Annotated in this window: 19 protein-coding genes; 6 read left to right on the top strand and 13 right to left on the bottom strand. The window is 63.9% G+C overall.

Annotated features, from left to right (window positions below; genetic code table 11):
• The first annotated feature begins 44 nt into the window (after positions 1-44).
• Both BJI67_RS12755 and BJI67_RS12750 read left to right on the top strand, forming a co-directional pair.
• Positions 45-431 (top strand): DUF3301 domain-containing protein, encoded by a 387-nt coding sequence (locus BJI67_RS12755; protein ID WP_070073338.1) that lies wholly within the window; start codon positions 45-47, stop codon positions 429-431.
• Complete coding sequence (locus BJI67_RS12750) at positions 412-2,373, top strand: monovalent cation:proton antiporter-2 (CPA2) family protein (RefSeq protein ID WP_070073337.1); 1,962 nt, start codon at positions 412-414, stop codon at positions 2,371-2,373. Before BJI67_RS12755 ends, BJI67_RS12750 begins: the two co-directional genes overlap by 20 nt.
• Positions 2,374-2,379: 6 nt before the next feature.
• On the opposite strand, the gene BJI67_RS12745 is transcribed toward BJI67_RS12750, so the two are convergent.
• On the bottom strand, positions 2,380-3,123 hold the full coding sequence (locus BJI67_RS12745; protein ID WP_070074151.1) for a ferredoxin--NADP reductase: 744 nt from the start codon (positions 3,121-3,123) through the stop codon (positions 2,380-2,382).
• A gap of 172 nt (positions 3,124-3,295) precedes the next feature.
• Here BJI67_RS12745 and BJI67_RS12740 point away from each other — a divergent pair, with 172 nt between their 5' ends.
• From BJI67_RS12740 to BJI67_RS12730, 3 genes are all read left to right on the top strand, one after another.
• Entirely contained in the window at positions 3,296-4,129 is an 834-nt protein-coding gene (locus tag BJI67_RS12740; RefSeq protein WP_197513101.1) for an undecaprenyl-diphosphate phosphatase, read from the top strand.
• A gap of 258 nt (positions 4,130-4,387) precedes the next feature.
• The gene (locus BJI67_RS12735) at positions 4,388-5,695 is read left to right on the top strand and encodes an ammonium transporter (protein ID WP_070073335.1); all 1,308 of its coding nucleotides are present in this window, start codon (positions 4,388-4,390) and stop codon (positions 5,693-5,695) included.
• Positions 5,696-5,791: 96 nt separating this feature from the next.
• Positions 5,792-6,439 (top strand): hypothetical protein, encoded by a 648-nt coding sequence (locus tag BJI67_RS12730; RefSeq protein ID WP_070073334.1) that lies wholly within the window; start codon positions 5,792-5,794, stop codon positions 6,437-6,439.
• Between the two features lie 275 nt (positions 6,440-6,714).
• On the opposite strand, the gene nth is transcribed toward BJI67_RS12730, so the two are convergent.
• The 3 genes from nth to rsxB all read right to left on the bottom strand — a co-directional run bounded on the left by nth (position 6,715) and on the right by rsxB (position 8,948).
• Complete coding sequence (gene nth / locus BJI67_RS12725) at positions 6,715-7,380, bottom strand: endonuclease III (protein WP_070073333.1); 666 nt, start codon at positions 7,378-7,380, stop codon at positions 6,715-6,717.
• 47 nt (positions 7,381-7,427) lie between these two features.
• The gene (locus tag BJI67_RS12720) at positions 7,428-7,865 is read right to left on the bottom strand and encodes a hypothetical protein (protein WP_070073332.1); all 438 of its coding nucleotides are present in this window, start codon (positions 7,863-7,865) and stop codon (positions 7,428-7,430) included.
• Between the two features lie 300 nt (positions 7,866-8,165).
• On the bottom strand, positions 8,166-8,948 hold the full coding sequence (gene rsxB / locus BJI67_RS12715; RefSeq protein ID WP_197513099.1) for an electron transport complex subunit RsxB: 783 nt from the start codon (positions 8,946-8,948) through the stop codon (positions 8,166-8,168).
• Positions 8,949-9,169: 221 nt separating this feature from the next.
• On the opposite strand from rsxB, the gene BJI67_RS12710 reads away from it, so the two are divergent.
• The gene (locus tag BJI67_RS12710; protein WP_083250868.1) at positions 9,170-9,988 is read left to right on the top strand and encodes a GGDEF domain-containing protein; all 819 of its coding nucleotides are present in this window, start codon (positions 9,170-9,172) and stop codon (positions 9,986-9,988) included.
• A gap of 11 nt (positions 9,989-9,999) precedes the next feature.
• On the opposite strand, the gene mtnC is transcribed toward BJI67_RS12710, so the two are convergent.
• The 9 genes from mtnC to cysE form a co-directional block, all read right to left on the bottom strand.
• Entirely contained in the window at positions 10,000-10,677 is a 678-nt protein-coding gene (mtnC, locus tag BJI67_RS12705) for an acireductone synthase (protein WP_070073330.1), read from the bottom strand.
• Positions 10,678-10,681: 4 nt separating this feature from the next.
• On the bottom strand, positions 10,682-11,224 hold the full coding sequence (locus BJI67_RS12700; protein WP_070073329.1) for a 1,2-dihydroxy-3-keto-5-methylthiopentene dioxygenase: 543 nt from the start codon (positions 11,222-11,224) through the stop codon (positions 10,682-10,684).
• Positions 11,225-11,233: 9 nt separating this feature from the next.
• Positions 11,234-11,833 carry a methylthioribulose 1-phosphate dehydratase gene (locus tag BJI67_RS12695; RefSeq protein WP_156782143.1) on the bottom strand — a complete coding sequence of 200 codons (600 nt, stop codon included), beginning with the start codon at positions 11,831-11,833 and terminating at the stop codon, positions 11,234-11,236.
• Positions 11,834-11,903: 70 nt separating this feature from the next.
• Positions 11,904-12,422 carry a PAS domain-containing protein gene (locus BJI67_RS12690; protein WP_070073327.1) on the bottom strand — a complete coding sequence of 173 codons (519 nt, stop codon included), beginning with the start codon at positions 12,420-12,422 and terminating at the stop codon, positions 11,904-11,906.
• Between the two features lie 209 nt (positions 12,423-12,631).
• Positions 12,632-13,516: a nitrogen fixation protein NifM gene (gene nifM / locus BJI67_RS12685; protein WP_070073326.1), complete on the bottom strand. Its 885-nt coding sequence runs from the start codon at positions 13,514-13,516 to the stop codon at positions 12,632-12,634.
• Entirely contained in the window at positions 13,506-13,973 is a 468-nt protein-coding gene (locus BJI67_RS12680) for a nitrogen fixation protein NifZ (RefSeq protein ID WP_070073325.1), read from the bottom strand. The genes nifM and BJI67_RS12680 overlap by 11 nt, the downstream gene beginning before the upstream one ends.
• Before the next feature lies 1 nt (position 13,974).
• The gene (gene nifW / locus BJI67_RS12675; protein WP_038093389.1) at positions 13,975-14,301 is read right to left on the bottom strand and encodes a nitrogenase-stabilizing/protective protein NifW; all 327 of its coding nucleotides are present in this window, start codon (positions 14,299-14,301) and stop codon (positions 13,975-13,977) included.
• 18 nt (positions 14,302-14,319) lie between these two features.
• Positions 14,320-14,835, bottom strand: a complete 516-nt coding sequence (locus BJI67_RS12670; RefSeq protein WP_038093391.1) for a hypothetical protein — start codon at positions 14,833-14,835, stop codon at positions 14,320-14,322.
• Position 14,836: 1 nt separating this feature from the next.
• Positions 14,837-15,613 carry a serine O-acetyltransferase gene (gene cysE, locus BJI67_RS12665; protein ID WP_083250866.1) on the bottom strand — a complete coding sequence of 259 codons (777 nt, stop codon included), beginning with the start codon at positions 15,611-15,613 and terminating at the stop codon, positions 14,837-14,839.
• Positions 15,614-15,616: the final 3 nt, after the last annotated feature.

Raw genomic sequence — 15,616 nt, 5'->3', positions numbered from 1 at the left:
TTCCTGGCACCGTTGCGTAGAGCGGCTGGGGTACACTCGCGCCTATGAGTCTGACGCTGCTGGGACTGCTTGGGGTGCTGGTATGGTGGTGGGTCGCCTCGCTGCGCGCGCGCGAAGCGGCCTTGACCGCATGTCGCCGTGCCTGTGCCCGCGAAGGCGTGCAGCTGCTCGACGAGACGATCGCGCTGCATGGCTTGGGGCTGGCCCGCGACCGCGACGGGCGGCTGCGCGTGCGCCGGACCTATGTCTTCGAGTTCAGCCTGGGCGGAGATGACCGCCGCCGGGGTGAGGCGGTCTGCCTGGGCCGCACCGCCGCCCTGGTGCGTGGTGACTGGCCGCATGTGGACTCCGCCGGCAACAAGGAGGCTGAGACGCCGCTGCCGGGCCGCGTCGTGCCGTTCAGGGGGAGGGATGGAACACCACGCCATTGACGGAGTACTGATTCTCCTAGCCTTTGCGGTGCTGGGCGTCGCCATCTTCCGACGCCTGCATCTGCCGCCGGTGCTCGGCTATCTGTTCGTCGGCATCGCGATCGGTCCGCACGCGCTCGGTCTGCTGCAGGACAGCGACCTGATCCATCTGCTGGCTGAGATCGGGCTCGTCTTCCTGCTGTTCACCATCGGTCTCGAATTCTCGATTTCGCATTTTTTGTCGATGCGCAAGATAGTCCTTGGCTTGGGTGGGGCGCAGGTCTTGCTGTCGACCTTTTCCGGAGCGCTAATCGCCCTGTTGTCGGGGGTGAGCTGGGCGGGCTCGCTGGTCGCGGGTGGCGCGCTGGCCATGTCCTCCACCGCCATCGTGGTCAAGCAACTCAACGAGCAGCTGGAAATCCATTCGCGTCACGGGCGGCTCGCCTTGGGCGTGCTGCTGTTCCAGGATCTCGCGGTGGTGCCGTTCCTGGTGGCCATCCCGATACTGGCAGGCGGCGCGCTCGACGGTCTCTGGCTGTCGCTCGCCATTGCGTTGCTCAAGGGTGTGCTCGCCGTTGTGATCATGCTTGCCGCGGGACGTTGGCTGCTGCGCCCGCTGTTCCATGTGATTGCCGCTGCCAAATCCACCGAACTGTTCACCCTGACCGTGTTGCTGGTGTCGCTGACCGCTGCCTGGGTGACCTATCTGCTCGGGCTGTCGCTGGCCATGGGGGCATTCCTCGCCGGCATGATGCTCAGCGAAACCGAGTACCGGCACCAGATCGAGACCGACATTCGTTCCTTTCGCGATGTGCTGATGGGGCTCTTCTTCATCAGCATCGGTCTGCGTCTCAATCTGCATACCCTGGCCGAGGTCTGGCCGTTGGTGCTGCTGATGCTGGTTGGCCTGATCGTCGGCAAGGGCTTGCTGGTGATGGCGCTGACGCGTTGGGCCGGCTATGAAAACGGCGTAGCCCTGCGTACCGGTGTCGCATTGGCACAGGGCGGGGAGTTCGGCTTCGCCTTGCTGGCCCTGGCGCTGAACCGGAATCTGCTGTCGCCGACCGACAGCCAGGCCATCCTCGCCACGATCATTCTCAGCATGCTGCTCGCCCCGCCATTGCTGCGTTACAACGGCCGCATGGCCAAGGCCCTGTTCGCGCGCACCTACCTGCGCGGCAGACATGCCGATACCCGGCATCTCGGCTGGGCGGCGCGCGAGCTCGGCGATCACGTGATCATCTGCGGCTTCGGTCGTATCGGGCAGAATCTCGCGCGCTTTCTGCGTGCGGACGGTGTGGACTACGTGGCGCTGGACCTCGATCCCTATCTGATCCGCGATGCCTGGGAAGCGGGTGAGCACGTCTTCTACGGCGACAGCACCCATGGCGAGATCCTGCGCGCGGCCGGTCTGTCGCGGGCGCGGGCGATGGTGATCACTTTCGACGATGCGCACACTGCCGAACGCATCATCGAGGCCGCCCGCAAGCGGCGCGCGGACCTGCCGATTCTGGTGCGCACACGCGACGAGGCGGACCTGGAACGCCTGGAAAAAATGGGCGCGACCCAGGTGGTGCCGGAAACGCTCGAATCGAGCATGCTGCTGGCGAGGGTGCTGTTGCAGCGCCTGGATATCCCCGACGAGGTGATCAACGAACGCATCGAACAGGAGCGTGCGGATCACTATCGCAGTCTGCGTGGGCTGTTCGCCGGTGAGGCGGAGGCGCTGCGCGAGCGTCTGCACAGTGTGACAGTACAGCCCGAAGCCAAGGCGGCGGGCAGTACCATCGCCGCGCTCGATCTGGACTCCGCCGGCATCCGGGTGGAGGCGATCCGGCGTGGCGGCATTCGCGGCGAGAATCCGGATGAAAACCTGCAACTCGAGCCGGGCGATGTGCTGGTGCTGCGCGGTGGGCGCGACGCGCTCAAGCGCGCCGAGTCACTGTTTGACCATGGTGACTGACCGACCCTACCAGTATTTTTCGGTGGTGATGTGTCCGGGGGTACGGCGGCGGTTGCGGCGCATGCCGCGCTCGCTCAGCACCGCACTCGTGTCCTGGATCATATTCGTGTTGCCGCAGATCATCACCTGGGTGTTCTCGGGGTCGAAAGGCATGCCGGCACGCGCTTCCAGGCGGCCGTCGACGATGGCCTGCGGGATGCGTCCCTCTAACGCCTCGGCGACCGGCTCGCGGCTTACGAACGGGATGTAAGCGAAGCGTCCGGGATGCGCGGCCGCGAAGCCGTCGATGGCCTCGCGGTAGCTCAGTTCGCGCGCAAAGCGCACGGCGTGTACGAGGCGCACCTGGCCGAAGCGACGCCACAGTTCTTCTGTCTTCAGCAGGCAGAGAAAGACGCCGAGCCCGGTGCCGCTGGAGATCATCCACAGGTTTTCGGCATCCGGCACCTCGTCGAGCGTGAAGAAGCCGGAGGTCTGGCGTGCCACCCAGATCGGATCGTCAACGCCGACCGAAAGCAGCGCGGTGGTGAACAGCCCGTTTTCCACCGTGTTGTAGTAGATCTCGAGGCAGGGTTCGTCGGGGGTGTTGATGCAGGAATAGGGGCGCGCCACGCGCTCGCCGTCGATGTCCAGGGCGATGCGGGCAAACTGGCCTGGTTTGAACGTATCCATGGATGCTTCAATGCGCATTGTGAACAGTCTTTCCGTCCACTGCCGCTTCTCGACGACGCGGCCCTCCAACCATAGATCCATGAGCATTTCCTGATGTTGTCCGGAGCAGGGGCATCACTATGCTGTCGCTTGTCCGAAGCTGCAAGCGTCTGGGGGCGTGTCGTGTTACCAGACCGTCACCTGTGACGCTTTGCCGCCGGCGGAGCCTTCGCTAGACTGGCGGACCACCAATTCGACGAGACGAGACGCCACCGTGAGCGAGCCATCCAGCCTGCACCTTTTCCTCATGGCCATCCTGCAGGGGGTGACCGAGCTGTTTCCCATCAGTAGCCTGGGGCACAGCGTCCTGGTGCCGGCGATGCTGCACTGGCCGCTCAACCGCGATGCACCCTGGTTTCTCCCGTTCATCGTCGTACTGCACCTTGGAACGGCCACGGCTCTGCTGGCTTACTTCTGGCGCGACTGGTGGCAGTTGCTGAATGGCCTGTGGCGGGCCCGCGGCGGGGCAGGCAATGCCGAGGCGAGATTGTTCTGGATGCTGGTGGCCGGCACCATACCGGCCGGGCTGATCGGATTGGCGTTGCATCACCAGATCAGCCGTCTGTTCGGCCTGTTCTGGGTCGCGGGTATATTTCTCATGGTCAATGGGTTGATGCTGCTGCTGGGTGACACTCTCAAAAGGAGAACGCCCAACGGCGGTCTCGACAGCCTGACCTGGGGCAAGGTGCTAGCCATCGGACTGGCGCAGTCGCTGGCGCTGATTCCGGGCCTTTCACGCTCTGGCGCAACCCTGGTCGCCGGACTGGGCGCAGGGCTCGACTATGCCGCCTCGGCGCGTTTCTCATTCCTCCTTGCGACACCGATCATTGCAGCGGCTGGAGTGCTCGAAGTACCCAAGTTGCTGCACCATGGGATACCTGGTGGATTGGTGCACGTCATCGTGCTGGCCGGTCTGCTGGCCGGCATTTTCGCGTGGCTTTCCACGTGGTTCCTGATGCGCTGGTTCAGCGGTCATGAGGTCAGCGCGCTGCGGCCTTATGCGATTTATTGTCTAGCGTTCGGAGCACTTGCTCTGTGGGTCGGATGATCGTTGTTAATCGTCTGATAATTAAAAATTAAATAATTAAAACAAAATAATTATTTTGGATGCTTTTTTTGAGTGCATGTGTTCTGTGCTCATGCACTATTTTGGGTTTTATTTGATTAGAAAAAACAATTATTTGTGTAAAAATGCCGTAATGCTTGGCATGCCTTTCTGGTACGTAATTTGCCTGCATGTGAGGCGGTTTTCTCGCGTCTGAAAAAGCGCGCGGAATTCGATCACAACAGGACAAGGAGCGCAGAAATGGCGGGTCAGTGGCTTAATCACGGCGACAATGCCTGGCAGCTCGCTGCTGCCACGATCGTGGGTCTGCAAAGCGTACCCGGACTGGTCGTGCTGTATGGTGGCATCGTCAAGAAAAAATGGGCGATCAACTCGGCTTTCATGGCCCTGTATGCCTTCGCCGCAGTCTTGGTGGCCTGGGTTTTATGGGGTTACAACATGGGCTTCGGGCCTAAGTTATTCCCGTTTCTGGGGATGCCTGAGCCTGCCTTGATGGGGCATTACGAGTTATCTCAGGCCGACATCCCGGCAGCGGGAGCGACGGCCGCCTTCCCCATGGCAACGATGATCTTCTTCCAGTTCGTCTTTGCCGCAATTACCTTGATCATTCTTGCAGGCGCATTATTGGGGCGCATGAGTTTCAAGGCCTGGGTACTGTTCGTACCGCTGTGGTTGACGTTCTCTTACTGTGTCGGCGCATTCAGCCTGTGGGGCGGTGGTTGGCTCGCCCAGTTGGGCGTGATCGATTATTCGGGTGGCTATGTCATCCATTTGTCCGCTGGTATTGCCGGTTTCGTAGCGGCGGCGGTGATCGGTCCACGATTACCCAGGGATCGTGAAAGTTTTCTGCCCAACAACATATTGCTGGCGCTGGTCGGTGCCGGACTGCTCTGGTTGGGTTGGGACGGGTTCAACGGTGGCGATCCCTACTCGGCCAGCGCCGACGCTGGCGTGGCAGTGCTCAACACCAATATCACCACGGCAGTCAGTCTGCTGGTGTGGGTCATCATCGATGTGATGGTATTCAAGAAACCCTCGGTGATCGGCGCGATCCAGGGCATGATTACCGGCCTAGTGGCGATCACCCCGGCCGCGGGTGTGGTCAATGGTTACGGCGCGATCATCATCGGCCTGATTTCCGGCAGTGTGCCGTGGTTCACCATGAACGTGCTCGGCAAGAAGATGAGCCTGTTCCGCAAGGTCGACGACACGTTGGGTGTCTTTCACACGCATGCCGTCGCGGGTGTGCTCGGCGGGTTGCTCACCGGTATCTTCGCGACCCCGGATCTGTGCAAGGCCTTCGGTTTGAGCAATCCAGGCGGGTGGCTCTACGGCAACTTTCACCAGGTCCTCCTGCAGCTGCTCGGGGCCGCCTTCATCATCGTGCTCAACGTGGTGATGACCTTTGTTCTGCTCAAGATCATTTCCTTCATCACGCCGCTGCGAATGGACGAGGAAATGCTGCTGATCGGCGATGACGCCGCGCATGGCGAGGAAGCCTACGCCTTATACGGCGAGGGAGACCGCAAGCCCGTTTTGGGTGACTGAAGCCTGCGCATCTAGATAGCGCAGACTCCCGGGCTTTTCCCGGGCGTCTGCGCAATTTCCTGTCACACGGTGCATATCGTGCGGAGAGCCACTCCCATGTTCGGCCTTCCGGATCGCCAATTGATTGAGATGGTCTCGCTCGTGCTGCTGGGTGGTTGGCACGGAGTGCGCCTGAGGACGCGAGACAAGCAGGATATGCGCGATTGCGCCTTGGCGGTTGCCGCCATGGTGCAGGCGGCGAGGTATGCGCGTCGCGGCCGTGTGAACGAGCGCATGAGGCATCGCCTGGTCGCGGGCATCCTGCGCCTGAACGCCGGATCGGTGGAGTATGCCCTGGGCGGTCGTGTGGCACTCTCGCCGGGTTTGCGTGAATTCCTGAGCCTGGCGGCTCTGGATGTTGCGGACCATGCGCAGACATCGGTCCTCGATGCAGTACATCGCTATGTACGCACGGCTCGCCGCCTGCGACGCAGGCGGCAGACTCGCCGGCTGATGTTCGAAGCGCTTTACCGTATCCGCGGGGCTGCGGTCACTGAGCCTGCCAGAAGGGAGGCGCTGATCATGCTGGCGCGGCGGCTACAGCCAGGGCGTGGTTCCCTGGAAGGCGATATGGCGCTGGTCTGGTTGTACGGTCTGCGTGCGGCATGGCTCTGGTGCGATGCCGGAGGCGGACCATCGCCATTCGGTTTTGTGCCTCGCGCACTGACGGCGGCAGCACGAGAACTGCTGGAAGCCGGATACTAGGGGCGGCTGTTCACACGATGCGGTGGCGTGCTGCCGGAGCCATTTTTCGTGGCTCGCCAGGCGCAGCGAGCGCGGTGTGGCCGGCCACATGAGCGAGCGACAACACCGCGAGACGCAAAAAGCGGCCCGACCCAGCAGGTTGCCGCTGAAAAACCGCCACTCTGTGTTGCTCGCGCTGATTTGGAGTCACCAAACTGCGCTCCTCGCGCCTTGATTGGCGGTTTTTCAGTCACAACAGCACTCCACCACATAGTGTGAGCAGGCACCAGTCTGCTCTAGACCGTACTGCCGGCGCGGCGAGCACGATGAGGCGAGGCGCGGCGATAGGTGTCGCACAGGTCGTTGATCGCGCAATCGGGGCATTTGGGTGCGCGTGCGGTGCAGACGTAGCGGCCGTGCAGGATCAGCCAGTGATGGGCATCCCGGCGGAATTCGCGCGGTACCACCTTGAGCAGGCGCTGCTCCACCTCGTTGACGTTCTTGCCCGGGGCCAGGCCGGTGCGGTTGGATACGCGGAATATGTGCGTGTCCACGGCGATGGTGGGTTCGCCGAAGGCGGTGTTGAGCACCACGTTGGCGGTCTTGCGCCCGACGCCCGGCAGGGCCTCCAACGCCGCGCGCTCGCGCGGTACCTCGCCGGCGTGGCGTTCGACCAGTATCCGGCAGGTCTTGATGATGTTTTCCGCCTTGGCGTTGTACAGGCCGATGGTGCGGATGGCCTGCTTGAGGCCGTCCAGGCCGAGATCGAGGATGGCCTGCGGCGTGTTGGCCTGAGGGAACAGCTTGGCCGTGGCCTTGTTGACGCCCTTGTCGGTCGCCTGGGCCGAGAGGATGACCGCGACCAGTAGCTCGAAGGGGGTGCCGTAGTCGAGTTCGGTGGTCGGCTCGGGGGTGAGGGCCTGGAGCCGTTCGAACATCTGGCGGCGGGTGGTGGGATTCATGCGATGCGGCCCACGCACCCCGGCTGGGGGGCGTGGGCGCCGGACGATTAGATGTGGCGGAAGTGGCCGACGTCGGGGGCGGGCTCGTAGCCGCTCTCCTTCACCTGGCTCTTGAGGGTCTTGAGTTGCTTGTCGTGATCGGCCTCAAGCTTGTGCATGGCCTTGTCGTCCAGCTTGGGGAAGATCACGTTGCGGATGAAGCCGCCGAGATCGTCCATGCAGCTCGCCCAATAGCGGTGGTTGAGGTGGAAGCTGTGTTCGGAATGCTGGCCCATCGGATAGGAAGCGAAGCGGCCGCCCATGGTTGCCTTGAGGTCGGCGTCCTGCTCGACGAAGGCCTTGGCCCAGTCGTACCACCATTTGTAATAGGCTTCCTGCAACGAATAGTTGAACTGGTTCTTCTCGTAGAAGGCGCTGATGGTCATGCGGGGCGCCAAGCCGTAGCGGGTGCCGCGGGTGCCCGCGAAGGGGAAATGGCCGGACATATGCTGGTTCTCCTATGCGTCTATCTCATTTTTCGGAAACAATCTGCGCGGTGACGGAGGCGCCGTCACGGACGCGCTTGGCCCAGCGCAGCGCCGAGCCGGATAAAAGACCTGTCCGCGATGACTGCCGCGGTGAAGTCCCGCATTGCCTGCGGACGGTTTTCAATTCTATTTTCGTTGCCGTGCTTTCGCTGGTTGGCGAAGGCGATGCCCTGACCTTCTATGGGGTCTTAGGCGAGTTCAAAAGTATATCAGAGTTTGCCGAAGTACAGCCCTATATGGGCCTTCAGTTGTCCCCCGTCATGGTTTCTCGTTGGCCTGGTGCGCACGGAGTCCCGCCTTGCGTGCACGGGCACGCTCCACGGCGGCCCGGATCACGGCCTGGCGGGGGTCTGCGCTGGGTGCGGCCGGCTCGGTCGGCTGCGGCGGCGCGTGTCGGCGCGCTCGTCGTTCGGCAAGCGCTGCGGCTTCGGCGGCGAGCCGGATTGTCCGTGCCTGATGACGGCGGCGGGCGAGGTCGGTGCGACGGCGGGCCTGCATCTGTGGGCTGATCGCCTTCCAGCCCTCCAGCCGCCAGTGATCCGTGGGTGCCGGTCGCAGTTCGATGCAGTCCACCGGGCAGGGCGGCAGGCAGAGTTCGCAGCCTGTACATTCAGCGGCGATCACGGTGTGCATGAGCTTGGCGGCTCCGACGATGGCGTCCACCGGACAGGCTTGAATACACAATGTACAGCCGATGCAGGTCGATTCGTCGATGCGCGCCACTGCCCTCGGCTTAGGCGTTCCGTGCACGGGATTCAGCGGTAACGGCGTGCGCCCGAGCAGACGCGCCAGAACGCGGATACCGGCCTCTCCGCCCGGTGGGCACTGGTTGATCTCCGCCTCGCCGGCAGCGATAGCGTCCGCATACGGGCGGCAGCCCGGATAGCCGCATTGCCCGCATTGTGTCTGTGGCAGCAGGTCGTCGATGCGCTCAGCCAGCGATCTGCGCCGAGCCGTCCGCCGAGGGCGACCGAACTTGACGAAGCCGACTGCCAGCGCGAGAACGATCAACCCGGACAGCGTCAGGATGAGCATGTGCATGCCGTCGTGCAGCGTGGATGGTTCGGCCGGGGAGTATCGGGCAGCCTCACCGAGCGTGCAAGCGTAACGCCGTGCTTTCCAGCGGTCACAGTGAAGGTTGCCTCGATGCATGCCTGGATGTCGCAGACATAGGCATTTCCCCGTCGCATGAGTGCCCCGAGCCTTTGCGCTACTGGGATGGTTTATAGTCAATAAACCCGTGTGGCCAAGGGCATAGATCAATGAACGAGTATGAGGCCAGGACGAATCCCGCAGAGGGGTTGAGCGAGCCCAACCATGGCGATACGACCCGTGTTCTGAGTATCAGGCAGGTGATCGTACGCATCACGCTGATCATCACCGCCATCGAAGCTGCGGTCATGGTGCTGCTGGAGGTGATGTTCTCGGGACATCATGCTTGGGAAGAAACCCTGTTCGACGCCGTACTGCTCGCCGCCATTTCCATCCCCTGTATCTATGCCTGGGTCGTACAGCCCTTCGTCGCTGCGCATAATCGGCTGCTGAATGAAGTGACGCACCTCGCATATCACGATCCCCTGACCCGCTTGTCCAACCGTCGTCTGCTGGTCGAGCAATTGGACCGCGCCCTCGCCGCTTACCGGCGCAATCCCGCGTACGGAGCCCTGCTGCTGATCGATCTCGACGGGTTCAAGGCGATCAACGACCACGATGGACACGAAGTGGGTGATCTGGTCCTGTGCGTCACCGCACAGCGGTTGCATGCCGTCACGCGAGGGGAGGACCTGGTCAGTCGCATGGGTGGCGACGAATTCCTGGTGTTGCTGCAGCGCCTGTCAGCCGATCCGGTGTCTGCGGAACACAAGGCGGTAGAGGCAGCATACAAGCTGGTTGCCGCGATCGGCGAAACGATGGAAATCGGCGGGCGCGAACTGAAGGTCGGGGCCAGAGTGGGCGTGCGGCTGCTCGGTCCCGATTCGACGAACAGCGAATCCGTCATCCGCGATGCGGATCAGGCCATGTATCGGATCAAGGCCAAGGGGCGCAGCGATGTCGGCGTGTTCGAGACGCCGGCGACATAATCCCGCGGCAGCTAGACGTCCAGCGAGACCCCGTCGAAATCCGCCGCCTGCGGATGGCCGCAGGGCTTCGGGTCCACCCCTTCGCGCAGGAGCTGGCAGGTACGCAGGCCGGCCTCGCGGGCGGCGTCCAGTTCCGCGCATACATCCGAAAGAAAGAGCACCTCGTCCGCGGGCAGGCCCAGCCCGGCGATGATGCCGCGGTAGCTCGCGGCCTCGCGCTTGCCCCCGATGCGGGTGTCGAAGTGACCGTCGAACAGCGGGGTCAGATCGCCGAAAGGCGTATGCGCGAACAGCAGCTTCTGTGCTTTCACGGACCCCGAGGAATACACGTACAGTCGGATGCCGGCGGCATGCCAGGCGCGCAGCTGACGCACGGCGTCGGCGTAGACGTGTCCGCGCAGCCGCCCGCTGGCATAGCCCTCGGCCCAGATCAGGCCCTGCAGTGTCTTGAGCGGGGTCGCCTTGCGGTCCTCGCGGATCCAGCCGAGCAGGGTGTCGATCACCGCCGCGTGGTCGCGGGCGCCCGTCTCGGCCGCCACCTCGGCGAGCAGGGCTGCGACCTCGGCATCGTCGCCGTGGGCGCGCACGAAGGCGGGCAGTGCGCTGGCCGCGTAGGGGAATAGCGTGTCCTTGACGAAGGCGAGGCTGGAAGTGGTGCCCTCGACGTCGGTGACGATGGCGCGGATCAAGGTCTCAGTCGTCCAGGCGGGGAAAGCGGCCGGCGATCGGGCTGCCGGTGAAGTGTGCGATCCAGCCGTCGGGATTGCCGAACAGGCGAATGGCCGTGAACAGCGGCCGCGGCCCCATGTCGAACCAGTGCGGCGTGCCGGCCGGCACGCTGATCAGGTCGCCCTTCTCGCACAGCGCGGCGTACACGCGATCGCCGATGTGCAGGTAGAACAACCCGCGGCCCTCGACGAAGAAGCGGATCTCGTCCTCGCCGTGGGTGTGTTCGTCGAGGAACTTGCCGCGCAGGGCCTCGCGCTGCGGGTGGTCGGGCGTGAGGCTGACCACGTCGGCGGACTGGTAGCCGCTTTCATGCATCAGACGATCGACGTCCGCGCGGTAGGCGGCGAGGGTTTCCTCCTGGCTGGCGCCCGGCGCCAGCGGCGCATCGGCGGACCAGCGTTCGAAGCGCACGCCCACGTCGCCGAGGGCGCCGGCGATGTCGGCGAAGCCGGTGAGGGTGGATTCGAGGGTGGCGTCGTCGGCGGCGTAGATGTCGAGTTGGCTCATGGCGTGCTCCTAACGGCTGGCCAGCAGTTCGCATTCGAACAGGAATTCAAGCGCCTCGACATGGCGCTCGGTGGCCTCGGGATTGCGTCCCCAGGTGTACAGGCCGTGACCGCGGATCAGGTAGCCGGGCGGCGCCGGATGGCGGTCCAGCCAGGTGTTGACGCGCGCGCCCAGGGCGGCGATGTCCTGATCGTTGTCGAACACGGGTAGTTCGATCTCCATCTCGTGGGTGTCGATCCCATCGAAGGCCTTGAGCAGTTCGTAGTCGGCCAGAGTCACGTGTTTGCCGCGGCGGCGCGAAAGCACCGTGGCGCGCGGCGAATGCGTGTGCAGCACGCAGCGGATTTCCGGCCAGCGGCGGTACAGGGCGACGTGCAACCCCGCCTCGGCTGAGGGCGTGCCCTCGTCTAGCGGCTGACCGAGCCCGTCGAGGCGCATGAAACCCTCCGCCGTCAGCCGTCCCTTGTGGCGTCCGGAGCGGGTCATCACGATCTGGCCGTTGTCGAGGCGGATCGAGAAGTTGCCGGCCGTGGCCGGCACCCAGCCGTGCGCATGGAAACCGCGCCCGAGGGCGGCCAGGGTGTCGCGTGCGGCGTCGAGGTCGTTCATGGCGCGCATTCTAACCATAACAGGTGGCGTTGCCGATGGCGGTGAGCAAGCGCGTGAAGGGTGGGGTTGCTCAAAGGCTGAGGATGAAGGTCTCGTAGACCATGCCGCGCTCCGCGATGATCCGGTTGAGGTAGGCGAGCGAGGCGGTCGGTGCCTGATTGGCCGTGCTGGACGCTTCGATGGCGCACATCTCGCGGTACACCTCGATGACGGTCTTGACCGCTCGCGGGTCCGGCTTGCGGCGTACGGAATAATACCCGGTGATATTGCCGGCCGGGTCTCGGTCCGCAGTGACGTTGGCCAGGACCCAGTAGTAATCCCCGTTCTTGCACAGGTTCTTGACGTAGGCGAAGCATTCCTCGCCGGAACGAATGGTGTCCCAGAGCTGCTTGAACACCCCGCGCGGCATGTCCGGATGACGCACGATACTCTGCGGTTCGTCGAGCAGTTCGGGCTCGAGATAGCCGGAGATCGACATGAACACGCGGTTGGCGTAGGTGATCCGCTCGCGCGGATCGGTTTTCGAGACGATGAACGAGTCGGCGTGCAGGACGACTTCGTGCCGAGTCGGCACTGGATGCGGTCGCATGGCGTCTGTTTCCCCCGAGAGCTTCCAGATGCTCGTCAGTATGTTTAGTCGTTTTTGCGTGCATGCGTCGCTCTCTGGCTTTTTTGTTTTGTAATAGTGTTGCCTGTCTTGTGGTTTATCTGCCAATTATTCCAATCCATGAGATGCGTATACGGCGACGCCCGCAAGTGCGGGCGTCGGGGGCTTGAGCGATAAATCCTTGTGGCCGTTCAGTCGCCGGTTTCGGCCTGCAGGGCCTCCATCCAGGCCTGTTCGTAGGCGTCCTGCTGGCGTTTCTCGAGCATGGCGAGAATACGCGGCAAAGCCCGTTCCTCGTCGATCACGCGCGGGGAATGGATGCGGTCGCAGCGCAGGATGTGCAGGCCCAGCGGCGAACGCACGACGTCGCTGAGTTCGCCCTCGCCGAGTGTAAACAGCACCTTGTCGAGTTCGGGGTACAGGGCGCCGCGGCGCAGCCGGCCGAGGCTGCCGCCTTCCAGGGCCGTGGGGCATTCGGAGTGACGCATGGCTAGATCGTCGAAACTGGCCTTGTTGTCCGCAATCTGTGCGCGAACATCGGTGATACGGCGAGCGGCGGCGGTTTCCGTATTTTCCGCATAGGCGGGATTGATGGTGACCAGAATATGGCTGGCCACGCGGGTTTCCGGCAGGGAGAAATCGTCGCGGTGCGCCTGGTAGTAAAGACTGGCGTCCACCTCGTCCACGGCAGGCGCCTGCTGGCGCACGTGCGCGCGGACTGCCTCGACGCGCAGGCTGTGACGCAGCGCCACACGCAGACCGTCGATGTCCATGCCGTTGCGTTCGAGGTCTGCACGGAACTCGGTGACATCGGCATAGCGTTCGCGGACCTGGTTTTCCGCCTCCTGCAGAGTGGAGGCGGGCACCTGCCCAACCAGTCCACTGGTCGAGGCGAGCATGCGGCGCTCCAGACGGAATCGCCGATGGGCCTCGCCGAGCAGTTGTTCGGCGATTTCGTCGGATAGCTCGGACAGGGGCTTGTGGTGCTTCTCCATGGCCATGTCGAGCGCCAGATAGGCGATTTCGGGTGCGAGTCGCGCCGCTGCCGGGCGCCGCGAAGCGGCCTTAGTCGTCATGTTTGTCCTCCTGCTCTGCGTCATCCTCCGGCAATAGCCCAACCTCGGGAACCAACAGGGTGAGTCCGGGGAAGCGCACCTCGTAGAGCGGGGTGCCGTCGTCGCCTTCCATCACGGTCTGGATCTCGCCGCTCTGGCCGGCCTGTACCCGCACTTCCCCGGATATGGCCAAGGGCTGCCGTGCCCGTACCTTGTCGCGGAACTCGAATCGGCTGGGCACCCATTCGGCATCTGCGGGGATCAGCTCGGCCTCGCGGCAACCGACACGCATGCCCAAGTCGATGAAATCCACCGAGTAGATGACCTGATCCTGCAGAAAGGTGCCGACGTCGCGTACGTATCCGACGGAGCCGCGCTGCACGAGCATCGTGCCGGGGTCGAGTCCCGGGTAAGTGCCGTCGTTGCGCACGTTGCGCACCAGGCGGACTTCCGAGCCGTATTCGAAGCGCGGTTTCATGTCACTTGGCGAGCTGGCTGAGCGGCACGAAGCCGCCGCCGTTCTGTTGCTTGAAGACCTTGAACACCTTCTCGGTCAGCGCATCGGACTTCACGAAGTCGAGGTAGGCGCGTTCGAGCAGGGTCTTGTACGCCATGCGCCGCGGTTCCTCGGCCTCGGGCAGTTGATCGGCGGCGCGCGCCAGGTAGTCGTGGAAGCGCTGCAGGATGTGCAGGCGGTTCACGTGGACCACCGAAGGGGTGTATTCGACCTCGAAATAGTCGAGGAAATCCTCGGCGCTGCTCAGGGATTCCAGGTCGTCTTCAAAGGAAAAATCGTCGTCGTGCATGGGGATGTCCTCAGTGGGTCAAGTCGTATGGGGCAGCCGGTCCACGCCCTGTGCCATGAGCAGCAGGAAGCGCGCGCCGAGACGGTCGCCGGGGTCGAAGGCGGTCACCATGCCTAGGCGTTCAGCAGCCTCGGCGCGGCGATCCATGCGCAGGCACAGGAAACCCGAGCCCTTGAGCGCCAACAGGTAGAACCGCAGCATGTTCATCGAGCGCGCGCCCGCAGCGGCGATCGCGGAGACGGTCAGGCTGCGCCAGTCGCCATGCAGGTGCAGCGCGGCACCGGCGGTTTCGAGGGCGTGCTCGGCGACCCGCAGGGCCTCGTCGTAGCGATGCTGGTAGTAGTAGAAGCGATACAGCGCGACCAGCACGCTGAGATGCCGCGGCGCGATCAGATGCGCACGCAGCAGGCAGCGCTCGGCCTCTGCCGCGGCCTCCCCGTAGTACGACGACGCGGCTTCGATCAGGGCCTGGGCTTCCGGGTCCAGCGGATGCTCGAAATAGAGTTCCGAATCGTCGAAGTCGTGCAGGTCCATGTCAGCTCGCCTTGCGGGTGGGCGTACGCGCCGTGGCGTGGTCTTCGCACAGGGTTTCGGCCTCGCATTCGGTGCAGTCCGTCTCGGGGGCGGCTTCGTGCACGGCGAGGCGGTTTTCCAGGGTGTCGATGCGCGCCATCAGGCAGGCGATCGCCTTGCCGACCGGATCGGGCACGAGATGATGGTTGAGGTCGATGCCCTGTGCCTCCGCGGGCCGCGGGCCGGTCTGCACAATGCGCCCGGGAATGCCGATCACCGTGCGCTGGCTGGGCACGTCGTTGATGACCACGGAGTTGGCGCCGACGCGTACCCCGTCGCCCAGCGTGATCGGGCCGAGTATCTTGGCGCCGGCACCGACCAGCACGCCGTTGCCCAGGGTCGGGTGGCGCTTGCCGGCGTTCCAGGTGGTGCCGCCCAGGGTGACCCCGTGGTAGAGGGTCACGTCGTCGCCGAGTTCGGCGGTTTCGCCGATCACCACGCAGGCGCCATGGTCGATGAACAGGCGGCGGCCGATGCGTGCGCCGGGATGAATGTCGACATTGCTCCACAGCCGTGAGGCGAAGGCGAGCAGACGGGCCGGATAACGCCAGCCAGAGGTCCACAGGCGATGCGCCAGGCGGTGCACGACCAGCGCATGCACGCCGGGATACGTGGTGAGGACCTCCAGGCGGCTGCGTGCCGCCGGGTCGCGCTCGAACACGCAGGCGATGTCCTCGCGCCATTGCGCGAACAGCGTCGGACGGACAGGGTTCATGCGCGGCTGCAGATGCAGGGTCATGCG

It is taken from the genome of Acidihalobacter aeolianus, from assembly GCF_001753165.1.
In the GTDB taxonomy this organism is placed as follows: Bacteria; Pseudomonadota; Gammaproteobacteria; order DSM-5130; family Acidihalobacteraceae; genus Acidihalobacter; species Acidihalobacter aeolianus.
The sequence above is the reverse complement of the archived record's forward strand: the minus strand, read 5'-3'. Positions and strand labels throughout refer to the sequence as shown.